Origin of the sequence: Erythrobacter cryptus DSM 12079 (genome assembly GCF_000422985.1) — a bacterium.
Lineage (GTDB): Bacteria > Pseudomonadota > Alphaproteobacteria > Sphingomonadales > Sphingomonadaceae > Erythrobacter > Erythrobacter cryptus.
Window position 1 is genome coordinate 291,540 of record NZ_AUHC01000001.1, and the last position, 18,093, is coordinate 309,632.

The window sequence follows — 18,093 nt, forward strand, 5'->3', positions numbered from 1 at the left end:
ATGGCAGATGTCGGCGAGCGGGCGCTGCCCTTTGAATATCGCCCGCTCGCGCCCGAGGAATGTGGCGGCGAAGAGGGCTGGTTCACCTGGAACCTCGTTGATCGCACTCGCTTCAACACCGCGGTGCTGGGCGAGATGCGGGTGCGGCGCGAGGGCGACAAGTGTCGCCTGCGCATGTTCCCTGAACGGCGGCACACCAATCTTGGCGACAATATCCACGGGGCGGTGACGCTGGGGCTGATCGACATTGCCCTGTTTGCGGCGATGCACATCAACGGCAGCGGCGAGGCCGGGCCTTCGGTGACGGTCGAGCTATCCACCCAGTTCGTCGGCGCGGGCGATCCCACCCGCCCGCTCGATGCGGTGAGCGAGATCGTGCGCGAGACCGGGCGGATGCTGTTCCTGCGCGGCTTTGCCACCCAGCCCCGCGCCGATGGCGGTGAGGACGTGATCGCCGCCTATTCGGGCATCGTGCGCAAGATGCGCGCGCGCGCCTGAGGCGCCGATGCCAGGCCTCATCTCCCGCTATGACGCGCTCATCGCCAGCGGCGAATTGCGCCCCGATGCCGACCAGCGTGCCGCCGCCGAAAGGCTGGCCGCGTTGCAGGGCGCGCTCGAGGCCCCGCCTGCCCCCCCCGGCTTCGTCGGCAGGTTGCTCGGCCGCAAGCCCGCCCCGCCCCCGCGCGGCATCTATTTGTGGGGCGGCGTCGGGCGTGGCAAATCGATGCTGATGGACCTTTTCGTCGAGACCCTCGGCATTGCCGCCAAGCGCCGCGTCCACTTCCATGCCTTTATGCTAGAGGTCGATCGGCGCATTGCCGCGGCGCGCGAGGGGCGCATTGCCGATCCGCTCACCAGCGTCGCGCAGGAGATGGGGCGCGGCCTTGCCTGCCTTGCCTTTGACGAGCTGGTCGTCACCAACACCGCCGATGCCGCGATCATGGGGCGCTTCTTCACCGCGCTGATGGCAAGCGGCACGGTGATCGTCACCACCTCGAACCGCCCCCCACGCGATCTTTACAAGGACGGGCTCAACCGCTCGCTGTTCGTGCCCTTCATCGAGCTGGTCGAGCGCGAGATGGATGTGCTCAGCCTCAACGGCCCGACCGACTACCGGCTCGAGCGGATCGGGGGTCTTGCCACCTGGCACACGCCGCTTGGCGATGCCGCCACCGCGCAGGTGCGCGAGGCCTTCTTCCGGCTCACCGATTTCGCGCCAGAGGATGCCGCCCACGTGCCTTCGGGCGCGCTCGATCTTGGCGGCGGGCGGGTGCTCCACGTGCCCAAGAGCCTCAAGGGCGTGGGTGTGTTCAGCTTCAGGAAGCTGTGCGGCGAAAACCGCGGCGCGGCCGATTATCTTGCCATCGCCCGCGCCTTCCACACCGTGATCCTTGTTGGCATCCCGCGCATGGGGCCGGAGCAGCGCAACGAGGCGATCCGCTTCACCAAGCTGATCGATGCGCTCTACGAGCACCGGGTCAAGCTCTTTGCCACCGCCGCCGCCGCGCCCGAGGCGCTCTATCCCGAAGGCGATGGCGCCTTCGAGTTTGCCCGCACGGTGAGCCGGCTCAAGGAAATGCAGTCCGACAGCTACATGGCGCTCGGCCACGGGGCGCAAGACTAGGTGCGCCTAGGCCGCAGGGCCAAGCCGCGCGAGCGCCCTTTCCAACATCAGCAATTGCCACAGGCTACGAGCATGGTCGGCCCGCCCGGCGATATGCGCCTCGGCCATGGCGGCGATCGCCTCGGGCTTGAACATGCCGGTCTGCGCCAGCCCGCCGCTGGCGATCCCCCGCGCCGCGCCGGCGAGCGGCCCCTTGAGCCACTCGGCGATCGGGGTGACAAAGCCCTGCTTGGGCCGGTAAAGCACCTCGTGGGGCAGATAGCGCGTGAGCGTGTGCTTGAGCAGCGCCTTGCCGATGGTGCCGCGCACCCTTTCGCGCTCGGGCAGGCGCGCGGCAAAGGCAACAAGGCGATGATCGAGCAGCGGCTCGCGCGCCTCGAGGCTCACCGCCATGCTGGTGCGGTCGATCTTGGTGAGGATATCGCCCGGTAGCCAAAAGGCCAGATCGGCATATTGCGCCCGGTCGAGCCCCGAACGCGCCGGCGCAGCGCGCATCAGCGCCACGAGTTCATCCTCGGCGCGAAAGCCGCCAAGCTCAGCGACAAAGCTGTCGGTATAGAGCGCGCGGCGCTGCTCGGGCGGCGTGATCGCCAGCGCCCGAGCATAGGCTTCCTCGCCGCTTTCGGCGAGCGCGAGCAGCGTGGTCTTGGCGCGCAGCGGGCGCGGCGCCCAATCGGCCTTGGGCCAGACGCGCCCGAGCGTGCCGAATACCCCGGCCCGCAACCCCGCGGGCAGCAGCGCGCGCAGGCGCTCCTCATGATGGTGGAACACCTGGCGGCGATAGCCGGCAAAGGCCTCGTCCGCCCCGTCGCCCGAGAGCGCCACCGTCACCCGCTCGCGCGCCAGCTCGCACACCCGCAGGGTGGGCAGCGCCGAGGCATCGGCAAAGGGCTCATCGAAGATCGCGGCGAGCCTATCGATCGCGGCGAAATCATTGGTGGCAACGATCCGCTCGGCATGATCGGCGCCAAAGCGCGCCGCGACCTGCCGGGCATGGGAGGTCTCGTCATAGGCAGCGACATCAAAGCCGATCGAATAGGTCTGCACTGGGGCGGCACTCGCCTCGGCCATCAGCGCGACGACAGCGGAGGAATCGACCCCGCCCGAGAGGAAAGCGCCAAGCGGCACATCGGCAACCATGCGCGCCTGCACCGCCTCGCGCAGCAGGTGGACGAGCCGGGCCGAAAGATCGGCGGTGCTGCCGGTCTCGCGCTCGGCAAAGGAAATCTCCCACCAGCGCTGCGGCGGCGGGGGCACCTTGCCCTGGGTGAGCAGGCGGAAATGCCCGGCGGGGAGCTTTTCCACCCCGGCAAGGATGGCGTGGCTATCGGGTACATAGCCCCAGGCCAGATAGGCCTCGATCGCCTGCGGGCTCAAACGCCGGCGCAGCAGCGGGTGGGCGAGCAGGCCCTTGAGTTCGGAGGCAAAGGCAATGCTGCCATCGGAAAGCGCTGCGGTGTAGAGCGGCTTGACCCCAAAGCGGTCGCGCGCAAGCAGCAATTGGCGCTTTTCGCGGTCGAACAGGGCAAAGGCGAACATGCCATCGAGCCGCGCAAGGCAATCCGTGCCCCATTGCTGCCAGGCGGCAAGGATCACCTCGGTATCGCCGCTGGTGCGGAACACATGGCCCGCCGCTTCGAGTTCGCGGCGCAGGGCGCGGAAATTGTAGATCTCGCCGTTGAAGACGATCACCGCGCGGCCATCGGCCGAGGCCATCGGCTGGGGCGATCCGGCCAGATCGATGATCGAGAGGCGCCGGTGACCGAGCCCTACCCCGTGATCGGTCCACACCCCCGAGCCGTCCGGCCCGCGGTGGGCGAGCGCATCGCACATGCGCACGAGGCGCGCGGGATCAACCGGCTTGGGGGTTTCGGCATGGAAGATCCCGGCAATTCCGCACATCGCGCGTGCTGGGCCTAGAGCATGGCGAGCGCTGCGGCAATCGCGGCCAGCACCGCAATGCCAAGCGCACCGGCGGCGGGCGGCAGGGTGATGCGCTCGGCCCGGGCGAGCCAGCCCCACTGCGCCAGCGCCTCGGGCGGCCAGCCATAGGTTTCAGGCTCGCGCTCGAACCAGCGCCAGGCCGCGGCAAGCAGCCCGGCAACGATGAGCGCGAAAAACACCCAGCCATAGACGATGTGATCGAACCCGGTTGCCGCCTCGGCGCCGATGAACTGCGCGACATAGACCGTCGCCCAGGCGCGCACGCCATTGGCCAAAATCGGCACGATCAAGCAGGCGATCAGGAAGGCCGCGCGCCGCTGCCAGCTCACAAAACGGGTGAAGATGACGAGCACGCCGAGCGTCACCATCGCCACCAGGAACTTCACCCCCGAACAGGCCTCGGCCACGATGAACAGCCCGGCAGGGGTGTGGATGTGGATCCCCTCGATCCGCGCGGGGATGCCGCTCCAATGGGTGAGCGCAATGGTGATCTTGGCCGTGATCACTTGCAGCGGCGGGATGATCTCATCGCCAAAGGGGACGAGGAAGGCGCCCATGCCCAGCGGCAGGGCGAGTGTGAGGCTGGCGCGCAGGCCGAGGAGCGTGAGCACCGCGGCCTGGAGAGCGCCCACCGCGCCGGCATGGGCGAGCAGGTTGATGCCGCTTACCCGCCCGATCAGCCACAGCGCCAGCGCCGCTGCCACCAATGCAAGGCCGGGGGCAAAGGGCTGCGGGGCAAGGCGCGCCAGCGCGCCGGCCTTGAGCCGCACCAGCCACGCGACGATGAAGGGCACGAGCAGCAGGTGATTGTAGGTGTCGATGTTCCACCACTGGTGGAGCATCTCGCCCCAGCTCGGGGCGGTGGCGGCAACGAGCGCCAGCACGGCTGCGCCGAGCGTGACCAGCGGCGCGCGCCAGGTGGCGGGCAGCGCGGCCAGCATCGCCGGGGCAGGCGCGGTTGCGAGCGGCTCAGGCGGCATGTCGCGCCCGCTCCCCTTCGATCCCGACGAGGCCGGCAAGCGGGGCGAGCATGGCTTCCCACCCGTGCTCCGCGATCACGAAGCGCCGCGCCGCCGCGCCGAGGCGCCCGGCAGCCTCGCGATCGGCAAGCAGGTCGGCAATGCGCCCCACCATCGCCACGGGGTCGGCGGGGCTGACCAGCCAATGGACCCCGTCGCGCGCGGCAATTCCCGTCGCCGCCTCGGGGGTGAGCACCACGGGCCGGGCCATGGCCATGGCCTCGAGCACCTTGTTCTGCACCCCGCGCGCGATCATCAGCGGGGCGAGCACCGCATCGGCCGCGGCGAGGAAGGGGCGCACATCGGGAACCTCGCCCCATACCCGCACGCCCGCTTGGCCCGCTGCGGCGCGCAGCCGCGCCGTGGGCGCGCGCCCGACCACGTGAAAGCACGCCTCGGGCCAGCGCGCGCGCAGCTGGGGCATGAGCGCTTCGATCACCCACAGCGCCGCTTGCTCGTTGGGGCGATAGTCCATCTGTCCGGTGAAGACGAAATGCGGCCCCGGGGCGCGCGCAAGTGCCGGATGTGGCTGGGCTGCGGCGGGATCGAAACGGGCCGCATCAATGCCATTGCCGATCACCCGGATATTGACCTTCCCGGGCGCGTCCAGGCGGCTGCGATAGAGCGCTGCCTCGTTCTCTGAAATCAGCAGGGTGGCATGGGCGCGGTGGCCGAGGCGCTCCTCCTCGGCGGCGAGCAACCGCGCCTCGCGCGCGTTGAGCCACACCCGCTCGCCCGCGGCGGCATAGGCGGCAAACTTGGCGCTATCGACATCGCACAGGTCAACCACCACCCTGCCGGGATAATCATCGGGCACGAACTGGCCCATCTGGCCCGAGAACACCACGATCGCGCTGATGGGGCGTGCGGCCAGCGTCGCGCGCACGAAGGCGGCAAGGCGGCGGCTGGCAAAGGCGGCAAGGCTCACCGGCCTTCCCGTCAGCACCGCCTCGGCCCCGGCAAGAAGCAGCGGCTTTGCCCGGCGCACCACGCAAGCCGAAGCAGCAAGGGCGCGCAGCGCGGCCTCGGCCGCAGGGTCATGGCCCTCGGCAAAGCAGCCGACATGCACCGGGGCGAGGCGGGAGAGCGCCTGGAGGAGATGGTGCGAGCGGATGCGATCGCCGCGGTCGGGCGGAAAGGGCACGCGGTGGGCCAGAAACAGGATCTCGCCCATCACGCCAGCCCACGCGCGATCCACGGCCCCAGGGTGTTGGCGATCGGCAGCGGCAGCTTCTTCCACAGCGCGATCTTGCGCGAATAGGCGGCATCGGTGGGATCGGCCCGGCGCGCCGGTGCGCCTGCCGCGCTCCAGGCGGCATAGGTCAACGGTTCGGGCGCGAAGCCCCAGTTCTTCTTGAAGTGATAGGGGCCGCTGCCGGTCTTGGAGCGGCCGAAATCGAAACGCGCCATGCCCCGGCTGCGGGCATGGCCCATGAGGGCGTAATACATCACCTCATTGGCCCGGGCCACGCGGGCGGCAAACACGCCCCCGCCCCAGAACGGCATCACGGCGCCGGCGTGATAGAAGCTGAGCACGCTCGCCAGCGGCCGCTCCCCCGCCCACACGGTGAGGATGTCGCTCTCCTCGGCAAAGGCATCGAGCATGGCGGCAAACAGCCGCCGCGGAAACACCGGGGTGCCAAGATTGCGCACGCTGGCGCTGTAGCAGGCGTAATGCGCGGCCAAATCGCCTGCACCCCGCCCGATGGTGATGCGGTGGCCCATGGCAAGGCCCTTGCGCACCTCGGCGCGGGCCTTGCGCGGGATGGCGGCAAGCTCGGCCTCGTCGCTCGGCGCGAGCGGGCGGGCAAAGCCGCAATGCCGGTCGCTCCAGGCCTCCCAGCCCTGGGGGATCGGCCCGCCGCGCAGCTCGATCGTGGCAAAACCGTCGGCCCTGGCGCGCGCCTCGGCGGCGCTGGCGAGCGCCCGCGCGGCCGCCTCGCTTTCGGCGATGATCCCCCCGCCCACGCCAAAGCCGCTCGAGACCAGTGCTTTGCCGAACAGGGCCGAGCGCACCTCGGTGAGCGGCAGCCATCCGGTGATCACCCCGAGCCGCTCGCACACCAGGCCTGCGGCGCGCTGGCCGGTGCCAGCCTCGACCGCCATGAGCCAGGCCGGGCGGTGGAACAGGCTTCCCGCCTTTTCGGCCACGAAGCCCTCGATCCGCCGACGCGTGGCGGCATCGGCAAGATCAGCCGCGCGCACGCTGTGGCCGAGGGCGAGCGGCGCGTTCATGCCGCCACTCCGGTGATCTGGCCTGTCTCTGCCGCAAGGCGCGCGGCCTCACGATGCGCCACCAGATCCATCCGCCCCCAGCGGAAGGCGTGAACGAGCGCCTTCAGCTTGCCCGCCATCTGCGCAAGGCCGGTGTAGTGGCGCAGGCGCGCACGCATCGGCGCGTGGCTGAGGCGGGGCTGATCGGGATCGATCTCCCAAGGGTGGAAATAGAAGATCGCCGGGCGGCCCTCGCGGCGGTTGACCTGGCGGATCGCCCAGCGCGAGAAGGCATAGGGCAGCACCCGGAAGAAGCCCCCTCCCCCCGCCGCCACCCGGCGTCCGCCGAGCATGGCGGTGGTGACGGGCAGTTCGATAAGATCGGCCCAGGGCAGCGGACGGAAGGCAAAGCGCGGCGCCTCGGGCCAGCCATAGTGGTCATGCACCACCGGGGCCACGCTCGAGGAATAGGCATAACCCTGCGCGGCAAGCTCGGCAAAGGCCCAGGGCGTGCGCTGGTCGATGGAGAAGCTGGGGGCGCGATAGCCGCGCACCGCCACCCCGGCGCAATCCTCGATCACCGCGCGCGCCTTGCGGATATCCGCTGCAAATTCCTTCGGCGTGAAGGTGAACACCCGGGCATGGTCAAAGCCGTGGCTCGCCAGTTCATGCCCCGCATCGGCGATGCGGCGGATCATCTCGGGATGGCGCTGCGCCACCCAGCCAAGGGTGAAGAAGGTGGCGTGCACCTCGGCCTCGGCGAAAAGATCGAGCACGCGATAGATATTGTCGGCCACGCGGGTCTTGATGCTGTCCCACTCGTCGCGGGCGATCACGTTCTCGAAGGCGCCGACCTGAAACCAGTCCTCAACATCGACCGACAGGCCGTTGAGAATGGCCGGCTGACCTGCACCATCGGCTTGTGCCATCATGGTCAGGCCGCCTCGCGCGAGGGGCGATCCTCGAGCCACTCGATCAGCATGGTGAGCACGTGGCGGAAGGATTGCTCCTGTTCCTCGAGCCGCGCCTCGATCCGCGCCAGCGCTGTGCCAAGGCGCGCCTCGGCCTCCTCATCGACGCCATCACCCACCCCGGCCGGTTGGGCGCGGCCGGCGGCCTGCAATTCGCTGATCGCTGCCTCAAGCTCGGCGGTGCGCGCGTCGCGGTCAGCCAGCAGCGCGGCGACCTCGGCGGTGGGCATGGTCTCGGGCGCCGCCGCAGGCGCGGCGGGCGCTGGCGCGGCCTCGGGCGCGGCGCGCAGATCGGCATGGCTTCGCGCCCCCCCGGCGCCGCGGGTCTGATCGGCCTTCATCTCGGCGATCACGGCATCGAGCATGGCATTATCAAGCGCGTCGCGCTCCTCGATCGCGCCGAGCAGCAGCAGCCGGTTCATCACCTGGTTGACCCGCCGCGGTATCCCGTCGGTGTGGCGATAGAGCGCCTCGAGCAGCCCTTCGGCAAAGCGCGGGTGGCCCTGCCAGCCCACCTGCGCCAGCCGGTGGCGCACGTAATGGGCAACTTCGCCAGCATCGAGCGCTTCGAGATGGTGCGAGGCGATGATCCGCTGGCGCAATTGCTCGAGGCCCGGATGATGCGCAAGGGTGCGCCGGAACTCGGGCTGGCCGAGCAGCAGGCATTGCAGCAACGGGTGGGCACCAAGCTGGAAGTTGGAGAGCATCCGCAGCTCCTCGAGCGCGGCAAGATCAAGGTTCTGGCACTCGTCGACCACCAGCAGACAGCGCCGCCCGGCGCGCGCCTCGTCCTGGAGGAAGCGCTCGATCGCGCCGAGGGCCGCGGCCTTGTCGTGGCCCTCGACCGCAAGGCCAAAGGCCTGGGCAACGACATGGACGATCTCGGCCCCGTCAAGCGCGCTGGTCACCACCTGGGCCACGGTAAGCGCACCCGGATCGATGCGCTCCATCAGATGCGCCACCAGGGTCGATTTGCCCGCGCCGATCTCGCCGGTGATGACGATGAAGCCCTCGCCCTGGGCAAGCCCATAGCCGAGATAGCTCATCGCCTTCCTGTGGCTGGCGCTTTCGAAATAGAAGTGCGGATCAGGGGTGAGCTGGAAGGGCCTGCCGCTGAAACCGTAGAACTGTTCGTACATGAGGCGTGAGGCTCCCCCGGCTAGAAATCGTAGCGCAGGCCCACCAGCGCGGTGGCATAGGCAAAGTCCTGCGCGTTGAACTCGCTGTCGAAATAGTCGACCGCCAGCGCCGCCCGGCCCGAGAGCCGGCGGGTGATCGCCTGGCTGTAGGCGGCCGAGGCGCCAAGCGCGGTCACGTCATTGTTGCCGGCCCCGTCGAACCAGTTGACATAGGCATTGGTGGTGAGGCTGGCATTGGCCCCGAGCTGGCGGGTGAGCCCGCCGATCACGTAATAGCTCTCGTCGGTCAGCCCATCGGCGGGCGCCAGCGCGGTGCCGGCCGCGGCGATGAAGGTGCGACGGTCATAGCCCGCGCCAAGCGCTGCGGTGGTGCGCCCGAACTGGCGCTGGTAGGAGGCGCGCACCCCGCGCCCGCGGAAGGCGGCCGAGCGCACCGAGCCGAGGCTGCCGACCAGCGCCTGACCCTGGGTGCCGCTGACAAGGCCGCCGAAATCGCCGGTGACGGGGTTGCGGATCGCCTCGAAATCGCTGTCGAGCCCGGCGAGCGCATTGTTGATCACCCCGCCAAAGCCACTCACCCCGTCATAGGCGGCGATCGCCAGCGCGCTGCGGGCATTGGGGGTGTAGGTGAAGGTGCCGTAATAGGTGGTCGAATCATAGCGCCGCCCCACCGCCGCGGCGAGGTTGGTGCGCGAGGAGGGGCGCCAGAGCACCCCCACGTCCCACAGCAACCCATCGACATCAAAGGCGATCCGGCGCGGCGAGGATGGATCGGTGACGAAGCGGCCATCGCTGCCGATCACCGGGTTGCCATTGGCATCGCGCAGCGCATCGCGGCTCGAGATCTGCACGTCCTCGTAGCCCGCGCCCGCCACCAGCGCGAGGCTGGGGCTGAGCGGCACGGTGACATCGCCGCGCACGTAAAGATCGCGCACCCGCTGGTCGAGATTGCCGATATCCTCCTGAAAACCGCCCGCGGTCACGGCAAGGCCCACGGGCAACACTTCGCCGGCGCGCACCCCGGCGCGCAGCTGCCCGAGATAGGTGACGCTGTCATCGAAGGCATCGACCAGCGCGCCCTGGGGGTTGATGATCGCCGCGTCGGTCTCGAAGCGGTTGTAGCCGACCCGGGCCACGCCCTCGATGCCGACCCGCCCGACCTGGGTCTTGAGGCTCGGCCCGGCATAGAGGCTGTAGATGCGGCTTTCGGCATCCTCACGCACCAGCGGATTGGCGCTCGCCCCGCCCCCGCCATCGGCGCGGGTGCGCGCCGCCAGCGCCCCGGCCTCGAGGCTGAGCGCATTGGGGATCACCGCCAGCGTGCCGCGGGCAATCCCGCTCAGCGTGTCGGTGTCGATGCTGTCCTCGCCCCAGCCGATGTTGCGCTCATAGCGAAGCGAGACCGCCGCCCCACTGTTGCGGCCTTGCACATTGATGTCCACGCCCACGGCAACCTGGGTGAAGGTGAGCACGTCATCGCCAGGGGCGATCTCGGCCGAGAGCACCTGGGCGACCTCGATATAAGGCTGGATCACGCCGGCGCGGCGGGCCGGGGCGCCTGCCCCATCGCCCGCGCCCATGGCCTGCGCCCACACCGGCGCAGACGACAGGGCCAGCGCGGCGCCTGCCGCGGCCAGGGTGCCAAGCTGAAGGATGCGGGCACGCATGGCTATCTCCCCCTCGTGCCGTAAGTGCCGAAGCGCCGCCCCGAGGGGCTGTAGCGCGCGGCATTCAAGAGCAGCTTGATATCCCCGCAGGCCGAAAGCAGCTGCTGCGCATCCTCGAGCGCGGCGCGCCCGGTCTCCTCGGCGCGCACCACCAGCAGCGCCTGGCCGACATGCTGGGCGAGCGCGGCCGCGGGCGAGGCGGCAAGCGCGGGCGGGGTGTCGAAGATCACGATCCGGTCGCTTGTCCCGGCGGTCAGCCGGTCGAGCACCGCGCCGGTGCGGGCGCTGGCAAGCAGTTCGGCATCGCGGTTGGTGGCGCTGCCGGCGGGCAGCACGAAGAGGCCGGGAATGTCGCTGCGCAGCACCAGGGTTTCGGGCCGGATCGCCGGATCGGCGAGCGCATCCATCAGCCCCGGCCCCTCGGGAAGGCCGAGCCTGGCGGTGATCGCGGGATTGACCACATCGGCATCGACCAGCAGCACCTCGAGTCCCGGCTCAGCGGCGAGCGCAATGGCAAGGTTCGTGGCGCAATAGGTCTTGCCCTCGCCCGAATGGGGCGAGCACACGAGGATGCGGCGCGCCAGCGGCGAGGCGGAGGCGCGGGCATCGGCGAGGAGCTCGCGTTTGACGATGCGGAACTCCTCGAGAAGGCCGGTGACCGGATCCTCGGGCACGATCAGGCCCTCAGCGCGCAGGTGATCGCGGTCGATTGCCACCATCGGCCCGCACAGCGCCACCGCGCGCGGCACTTCGGGGGCCGGCGCAGATGCGGCTGGGCGCGTGCTTGCGGCGCCTTGCGGACGTTCTGCTGCACCGGCAGGCGCAGGCCCCGGCTGCGGGCGCAGCGGGGCGCGGCGCAGCGCCTCGGGCACCGGCGGCACCCGCGGCGCGCGGCCCACCGGGCCAAGCCCGAAGGCCGCATCGGCACGCTCGAGCAGCGAAGCCGGGCGAGCCTTGGCGGGGTCGATCCTGCGCTGTTCGGTCATCGCCTCTCCCCCCGCCTCAGACCAGCGTGCGCACCGTGATCACCTCGATCACGATCAGCACCATGAACACCGCCAGCAGCCCCCCGCAGGCGCCGAAGAACTGCGTCAGCCGCTTTTTCTCGAGCGCGCGCGCGGCATCGGAGAGGTTGAGCGAGATCGCCCCGATCACCGGCAGGGCGAGCGCGGCCTCGAGCTTCTTGGGCGTGGCAAAGCCGGCCTTGAGCTGGGCCATGGCATAGGCCGCCGCCACCCCGGCGCCGATCCCCACCACCAGCACGCCCAGCAGCAGCAGCGGGCGGTTGGGCGCGGCGGGCTTTTGCGGCACGCTGGGCTGCTGAACCACGTCGAAGCGGAACTGGCTGGCTTTGTCCTCGACCTTGCCGCGGGTGCGCAGCGCCTCGCGGTCCTCGAGCAGCTTTTCATAGTTCTTGCGCAGCACGTCATAGTCGCGGCTGATGCGGTTGGCCTCGGCGGCCACGGCCGGCTCGCTCGCCTGGCTCGCCATCAGCGCGGCGAAATTGCTCTGGAGCGCGGCGCGGCGGGCCTGCAGCGCCTCGACATTGGCCTGGCGCTCGCTGCGGATCGCCACCAGCGAGGCATAGGCGGGATTGGGCGTGCCGCCGCCATCATCCCCCGCCGCGGCGGCTTGCCTCGCCAGCAGCGTCACCTGGCGCGTGGCGGCGACCACATCGGGATGGTTGTCGGTCAGCCCGCGGGCGCGCAGCTCGGCAAGCTGGGTCTGGGCCTGAAGCAGCGCGGCCTTGGGCCCGGTGGCATCGCGCCCTGTGCTCGCCAGGGTGCGCGGGGTGCTGGCGATCTGCGCGGTGATCGAGGCGAGCGCGCTTTCGGCCGCGGCGAGATTGGCCTCGACATCGCGAAGCTCGGCGCGGGCCTGCTGGACCTTGTTCGAGAGGCTCTCCGAACCGCCGACGAGATCGGGATATTGGGCCTCGAAGGCAAGGCGGCGCTGTTCGGCCTCTTCCAGCTCGCGCTTGCGTTCCTCGAGCTGGCGGTCAAGATCGGCGATCGCGGTGCTGATCCCGGCGCGGTTGCCGACGATGTGCTCTTCGCGCAAGATGTCGAGCAGCTTTTGCACGACATCGCGCGCCAGCACCGCGTTTTCCGCATCGCTCAGATTGCGCAGGCCGATCGTTGCCGTGATCTCGAACAGGTTGTCCTGCTCGCTCGTCACCTTGACCTTCTTGTCGAGCTCGGCGATCGCCGCATCGAGCGCGCCGCGCTCGGTGATGCCTTCGCCCAGCCGGGTGGCGGTGATCACCTTTTCGAGGTTCTTGGCGCTCGAAAGGGTCTGGCGCACCCGCATGATCTCCTCCTTGCCGTCCCCGGCAAAGCCGAGCTGGCGCGAGAGCACATCCTTCACATCGACATAGACCCGCGCCTTCGATTCATAGGAATTGGGGATCAGCGAGATCACCAGCCAGCCGATGAGGCACACGCCCCAGGCGGTGGCGAGCGCGATCCAGCGGCGGTGCCAGACCGCCCACAGCGCCGCGCGCAGTTCCTCGAGAAGCTCGCTCATCGGCGCCGCGCCCGCCCTAGAACCGGCTCTCGGGGATGATGATGGTATCGCCCGGCATCAGCATCACATTGGCGCTGGCATCGCCGCGGCGGATGAGATCGGACAGGCGCAGGCGATATTCCACCTGTTTGCCGCTCTCGCGATCAAGCCGGATCAGCTTGGCACGGTTGCCAGCGGCAAATTCGTTGAGGCCGCCCACCGCGATCATCGCGTCGAGCACGGTCATGTTGGCGCGGAAGGGCAGCGAGGCGGGCTTCTCGGTCGCCCCGATCACCCGCACCTGCTGGGTGAAATTGCCCTCGGGCACGTTGACGATCACCGAGACGATCGGCTGCTCGATATATTTGGAAAGCTCCGCGGCGATGTATTCCTGCAGCTGCGTGGCGGTCTTGCCCACCGCCGGGATGTCCTGCACCAGCGGGATGGTCAGCCGCCCATCGGGGCGCACACGCACCTTGTCCGCGGAAAGTTCGGGATTGCGCCACACATGGATGGTGATCTCGTCGAGCGGGCCGATGGTGTATTCCTCGCTTGGCGCGATGGTGCTGCTCGAATAGCTGGCGCTGGGCAGCTGCGGGCCGCTGCCCGCACAGGCGGCCAGAAGCGGCGCGGCCAGCCCCAGCGCGGCGAGCGGGACGAGAGGCAGACGGTGGAACATGATGTGCGGATCCTTGGCCAGTGCTTGCCGGGAGACCTGCACCATGCTGCAGGAGCGACCTGCAACACCTGACCTCCGGGCATGTCGGGTCGGTTCTGGCTGGAAATGGTGAACATCTGGTTAGTTATACAACGCCAAATCCCGCCCCATCCCGTTCCGGGACAGCGGCTGGGCGCAGGTTAACGCGGCGGTTTCACACCAGGATTTCAGCCGCCGGGCCATGGCCGAGAAAGGCCGCCGGGCTGGCGCTGGCGCCATAGGCCCCGGCGCAGAACACCGCCACCAGATCGCCCACCTCGGCGCGCGGCATCATCGCATTGTCAGCCAGCCGATCGAGTGGGGTGCACAGGCAGCCGACGATGTTGACCTCTTCTTCCGCCGGGGCGTCAAATCGGGTGGCGATCGCCACCGGATAGTTGCGCCGCACCACCGTGCCGAAATTGCCCGAGGCGGCCAGCTGATGGTGCAACCCGCCATCGGTGATGAGGAATGTGACGCCGTGGCTCACCTTGCGATCGACCACGCGGGCGAGATAGACCCCGGCCTCGCCAACGAGAAAGCGCCCCAGCTCCAGGCACAGCTCGGCCCCGGCCAGTGCGCTGGGCAAAGCGGCCACCCGTTCGGCCAGCGCCGCCCCCACCCGCGCCAGATCAACCGGCGTATCGCCGGGGAAATAGGGAATGCCAAGCCCCCCGCCCATGTTGAGCTTGGGGCACGGCGCGCCGATCGCCTCGGCAAGCTCGGCCGCAAGACGCAGCACATTGGCCTGGGTCTCGATGATCGCCTCGGCCGCAAGCGTCTGGCTGCCGGTGAAGATGTGCAGCCCCCGCCATTCGGCCCCTTGCGCGATGACATGCCGCGCCAGAGCCGGCACGCGCTCGGCATCGAGCCCGAAGGGCTTGGCCCCGCCGCCCATCTTCATCCCCGATCCGGTCATCACGAAAGAGGGATTGACCCTGATCGCCAGCCGCGGCGCCTTGCCCAGCCGCGCGCCGATAACCAGCGCGCGCGCCGCCTCGCCCTCGCTCTCGCAATTGAGCGTGACGCCGGCTGCAATCGCCGCCTCGAGTTCGCTGTCGCGCTTGCCCGGCCCGGCAAAGCTGATGCGCGCCGGATCGATCCCGGCGGCCATGCACAGCGCAAGCTCGCCCGCCGAAGCGATGTCAAAGCCATCGACCAGCCTGCCCATGTGCGCCACCACCGCCGGGTGCGGATTGGCCTTGACCGCATAGTTGATCCTCACCCGCGGCGGGATCGCGGCGCGCAACTCAGCCATGCGGGCATCGAGATGCGCGCGCGAATAGACGAACAGCGGCGTGCCCCCGGCCTCATCCACCAGCGCGCGCGCCGTCCTGCCGCCGATCGCTAGTTCGCCTTCGATCACCTCATAGCCGGAGGGGATGGGGCCGACGGGCTTCATGAGGCATGTTCCCGGTCAAGCTCGGCCTGAAGCGCGGCGCGATCGATCTTGCCATTGGGGTTGAGCGGCAGCGCGGCGCGCCAGTGGATCGCCTTGGGCTGCATGAAATTGGGCAGCTCCCGCTGCAATTTCTCGGCCAGTTCGGCCTCGCGCGCCACATCGCCGCGCACCACCAGGTGCACCGCCTGGCCGAGCCGGGGATCGGCCACCCCCAGCGCCACCGCCTCGGCCACCAGCCCGGTGGCGAGCGCCGCCTCCTCGATCTCCTGCGGGCTGATGCGGTTGCCGGCACTCTTGATCATCGCATCGCGCCGCCCGGCAAAATAGAGCAGGCCGTCCTTGTCGCGCCGCACCCTGTCGCCCGACCACACCGCCATGCCGCCATAGGTGGAGGCTGCCGGGGCCGGGCGGAAGCGCTCGGCGCTGCGCGCAGGATCGCGCCAATAGCCCTTGGCCACCAGCGGCCCGCAATGGACGAGTTCGCCCTCCTCGCCATCGGCGGCGAGCGCGCCGGCATCATTGATGACCAGCACCTCGGCAAAGGGAATGGCCTTACCCATCGAGGTCGGGTGGTGATCGATCAGTGCCGGATCGAGAAAGGTCGAGCGGAAGGCCTCGGTCAGCCCATACATGGCAAACAGGCGCGCCTCGGGGAGCAGCGCGCGCAGGCGCCGCACCAGATCGACCGTCAGCGCCCCGCCGCTGTTGGTGAGGCGGCGCAGGCCGGCGCGCGCCGCGGCGGGCCAGTCGGTCTCGGCCAGCTGCACCCACAGCGGCGGCACCGCGGCAAGCGTCGTCACCCCGTGCGCGGCGCAGGCCTTGACCACATCGCGGGCAAAGAGAAAGTCGAGCGGCACCACGCAGCCCCCGGCATACCAGGTGGAAAGCAGCTGGTTTTGCCCATAGTCGAAGGACAGCGGCAGCACCGCCAGCGTCACGTCATCCTCGGCCAGGTTGAGATAATGCGCCACGCTCACCGCGCCGAGCCAGAGATTGGCATGGCTCAGCATCACTCCCTTGGGCCGCCCGGTCGAGCCTGAGGTGTAGAGGATCGCGGCAAGGCTTTCGGGATCGGCTGCCGATGGCCCCAGCTCGCGCGCTGCCGCCGCGGCAGCGGCCAGAGCTTCGCCCTCGCCCAGCGCCGCGCAGCCGGGCGGCAGATCGCCGCTTGCCAGGCTGGCAAGGCGTGACGGCGTGCCGATGAGCAGCCGCGCACCGCTGTCGGCAAGGATATGGGCCACCTGCGCGCGCTTGAGCAGCGGGTTGATCGGCACATGCACCAGCCCCGCGCGCGCCGCGGCGAGCGGCATCAGGCAGGAAAGCTCGCCCTTGGCCGCCCAGGTGGCCACCCGCGCACCCGGCTCGGGCACCATCGCAGCGAGCCACCCGGCAAGGCGCGCCACACGCTGTCTTAACTGATTGTGGTTAAGCACCTCCCCGCGCAGCACCAGCGCCGGCCGCGCGCCCAGCCCCGCCGCCTCGGCCCTTTCGGCGAGGTGATCGAGCGGGAAGGGGGTGGGGTCAGGGGCTTGGGCCATGATGAGGAGCGGTTTTCCAGTGATCGAAGCGCGGTATCACGAGAGCGTTAATGTCTTGCAAGCGCTCAATGCGCCCGCCGCCGCCCCGTTCGACCGGGCCGAGTGGTATGGGCTGCTCGCTCAAACCGGGCTGGTCCCGCTGATCGCGCTTGCCAGCGATGGCGAAAACAGCGCGGCCCTCGCGCTCACCGAAAGCGGCGGGCGGATCGTGCCGCTGCGCAATTGGTACAGCTTCACCTGGCGCGAGCTTGCCCCGCCCGGCCCTTCGGGCGACCTTCTGCTTGCGGCGATCGCCCGGCAATTGCGCGCGCGCGGCTGGCGCGTCACGCTCGAACCCGTGCCGGGCGAGGATGGCTCGGCCGCCCGCCTCGCGCGCGCCTTTCGCGCCGCCGGCTGGCAGGTGGCGGTGGAGCAATGCGACATCAACCACGTGCTTGCGGTCAAGGGGCGCAGCTTTGCCGAATATTGGCAGAGCCGCCCGGGGGCGCTGCGCAGCACGGTGAAGCGCAAGGGCCGCAAGGTGGAAACCCAGGTGCTCACCCGCTTCGATCCCGCCGTCTGGGCCGAGTATGAGGCGATCTATGCGGCAAGCTGGAAACCGGCCGAGGATCACCCGGCGATGCTGCGCGCCTTTGCCGAGGCCGAAGGCGCCGCGGGCCGGCTGCGGCTCGGCGTCGCGCGCGCTGATGGCCAGGCAGTGGCAGCCCAGTGCTGGACGGTCGAGAACGCCATCGCCTACATCCACAAGCTCGCCCACCGCGAAAGCCACCGGCACCTTTCGGCCGGCACCACGCTCACCGCGGCGCTGTTTGCCCATGTGATCGATGTCGATGGCGTGGAGCTGGTCGATTTCGGCACGGGCGACCAGCCCTACAAGGCCGACTGGATGGACACCATCCGCCCGCGTTACCGCATCGACTGCCTCGATCCTGCCGACCCGCGCGCCTGGCCGGCGCTTGCCAAGCGCCTTTTGCGCAGGGCTTGCGCGCCTGCGTGGGGCTGGCTAAGCCCCGCGCCCACGGCCGCCCGGATGCGGCCGGCAGGGGACCGAGACTGCCGATGACCAGCATTCCCATCCTTGACGGCGAGGCCGCGCTCGATCGGGAAATGAAGGGCTTGATTGCCGAAGTGCTCGGGCTCGATCCCGATCGCGCCGCCGCCTTCGGGCCGGAGACCGGCCTGTTCGGCCACCTGCCCGAGCTTGATTCGATGGCGGTGGCAGGGCTGCTCACCGAGATGGAAGACCGGCTCGGCATCACCATCGAGGACGAGGATGTCGATGGCGCCATGCTCGAAACCTATGGCGCACTGCTGGACTTTGCCCGGGCGAAGCTCGCCGAGGCGAGGCGCCCCGCCTAGCCTGCGCGGGCCGG

The 18,093-nt window shown here is 69.6% G+C and carries 16 protein-coding genes; 4 read left to right on the forward strand and 12 right to left on the reverse strand.

Annotated features, from left to right (window positions below; genetic code table 11):
* Positions 1-498: a PaaI family thioesterase gene (locus G524_RS0101405; protein ID WP_027442104.1), complete on the forward strand. Its 498-nt coding sequence runs from the start codon at positions 1-3 to the stop codon at positions 496-498.
* Between the two features lie 7 nt (positions 499-505).
* Positions 506-1,624 (forward strand): cell division protein ZapE, encoded by a 1,119-nt coding sequence (gene zapE, locus G524_RS0101410; RefSeq protein WP_027442105.1) that lies wholly within the window; start codon positions 506-508, stop codon positions 1,622-1,624.
* A 6-nt stretch (positions 1,625-1,630) separates the two neighbouring features.
* Here zapE and G524_RS0101415 read toward each other — a convergent pair whose 3' ends face one another.
* From G524_RS0101415 to G524_RS0101470, 12 genes are all read right to left on the reverse strand, one after another.
* On the reverse strand, positions 1,631-3,526 hold the full coding sequence (locus G524_RS0101415) for an XrtA/PEP-CTERM system amidotransferase (protein WP_027442106.1): 1,896 nt from the start codon (positions 3,524-3,526) through the stop codon (positions 1,631-1,633).
* A 14-nt stretch (positions 3,527-3,540) separates the two neighbouring features.
* Positions 3,541-4,548 carry an exosortase A gene (gene xrtA, locus G524_RS0101420; protein WP_084625001.1) on the reverse strand — a complete coding sequence of 336 codons (1,008 nt, stop codon included), beginning with the start codon at positions 4,546-4,548 and terminating at the stop codon, positions 3,541-3,543.
* Positions 4,538-5,761, reverse strand: a complete 1,224-nt coding sequence (locus G524_RS0101425) for a TIGR03087 family PEP-CTERM/XrtA system glycosyltransferase (RefSeq protein WP_027442108.1) — start codon at positions 5,759-5,761, stop codon at positions 4,538-4,540. The genes xrtA and G524_RS0101425 overlap by 11 nt, the downstream gene beginning before the upstream one ends.
* Entirely contained in the window at positions 5,761-6,822 is a 1,062-nt protein-coding gene (locus G524_RS0101430) for a FemAB family XrtA/PEP-CTERM system-associated protein (protein ID WP_027442109.1), read from the reverse strand. Before G524_RS0101430 ends, G524_RS0101425 begins: the two co-directional genes overlap by 1 nt.
* Entirely contained in the window at positions 6,819-7,733 is a 915-nt protein-coding gene (locus tag G524_RS0101435; protein ID WP_245561255.1) for an XrtA system polysaccharide deacetylase, read from the reverse strand. The genes G524_RS0101430 and G524_RS0101435 overlap by 4 nt, the downstream gene beginning before the upstream one ends.
* 2 nt (positions 7,734-7,735) lie before the next feature.
* Entirely contained in the window at positions 7,736-8,911 is a 1,176-nt protein-coding gene (locus G524_RS0101440; RefSeq protein ID WP_027442111.1) for an XrtA/PEP-CTERM system-associated ATPase, read from the reverse strand.
* Positions 8,912-8,931: 20 nt separating this feature from the next.
* Positions 8,932-10,578 (reverse strand): porin family protein, encoded by a 1,647-nt coding sequence (locus tag G524_RS0101445; protein ID WP_027442112.1) that lies wholly within the window; start codon positions 10,576-10,578, stop codon positions 8,932-8,934.
* A 2-nt stretch (positions 10,579-10,580) separates the two neighbouring features.
* Positions 10,581-11,564, reverse strand: coding sequence for a nucleotide-binding protein (locus G524_RS0101450; protein ID WP_027442113.1), 984 nt, complete (start codon positions 11,562-11,564; stop codon positions 10,581-10,583).
* A gap of 16 nt (positions 11,565-11,580) precedes the next feature.
* Positions 11,581-13,104, reverse strand: a complete 1,524-nt coding sequence (locus G524_RS0101455; RefSeq protein ID WP_027442114.1) for an XrtA system polysaccharide chain length determinant — start codon at positions 13,102-13,104, stop codon at positions 11,581-11,583.
* 16 nt (positions 13,105-13,120) lie between these two features.
* Positions 13,121-13,762: an XrtA/PEP-CTERM system exopolysaccharide export protein gene (locus tag G524_RS0101460; RefSeq protein WP_051220863.1), complete on the reverse strand. Its 642-nt coding sequence runs from the start codon at positions 13,760-13,762 to the stop codon at positions 13,121-13,123.
* A 193-nt stretch (positions 13,763-13,955) separates the two neighbouring features.
* A complete protein-coding gene (locus G524_RS0101465; RefSeq protein ID WP_027442116.1) occupies positions 13,956-15,182 on the reverse strand; it encodes a pyridoxal-dependent decarboxylase, exosortase A system-associated in 1,227 nt (408 codons plus the stop codon).
* A complete protein-coding gene (locus tag G524_RS0101470) occupies positions 15,179-16,720 on the reverse strand; it encodes an acyl-CoA ligase (AMP-forming), exosortase A system-associated (protein ID WP_027442117.1) in 1,542 nt (513 codons plus the stop codon). Before G524_RS0101470 ends, G524_RS0101465 begins: the two co-directional genes overlap by 4 nt.
* Positions 16,721-16,739: 19 nt before the next feature.
* On the opposite strand from G524_RS0101470, the gene G524_RS14630 reads away from it, so the two are divergent.
* A complete protein-coding gene (locus tag G524_RS14630; protein WP_245561256.1) occupies positions 16,740-17,783 on the forward strand; it encodes a GNAT family N-acetyltransferase in 1,044 nt (347 codons plus the stop codon).
* Positions 17,780-18,079: an acyl carrier protein gene (locus G524_RS0101480; RefSeq protein ID WP_051220813.1), complete on the forward strand. Its 300-nt coding sequence runs from the start codon at positions 17,780-17,782 to the stop codon at positions 18,077-18,079. Before G524_RS14630 ends, G524_RS0101480 begins: the two co-directional genes overlap by 4 nt.
* The last annotated feature ends 14 nt before the right edge of the window (positions 18,080-18,093 follow it).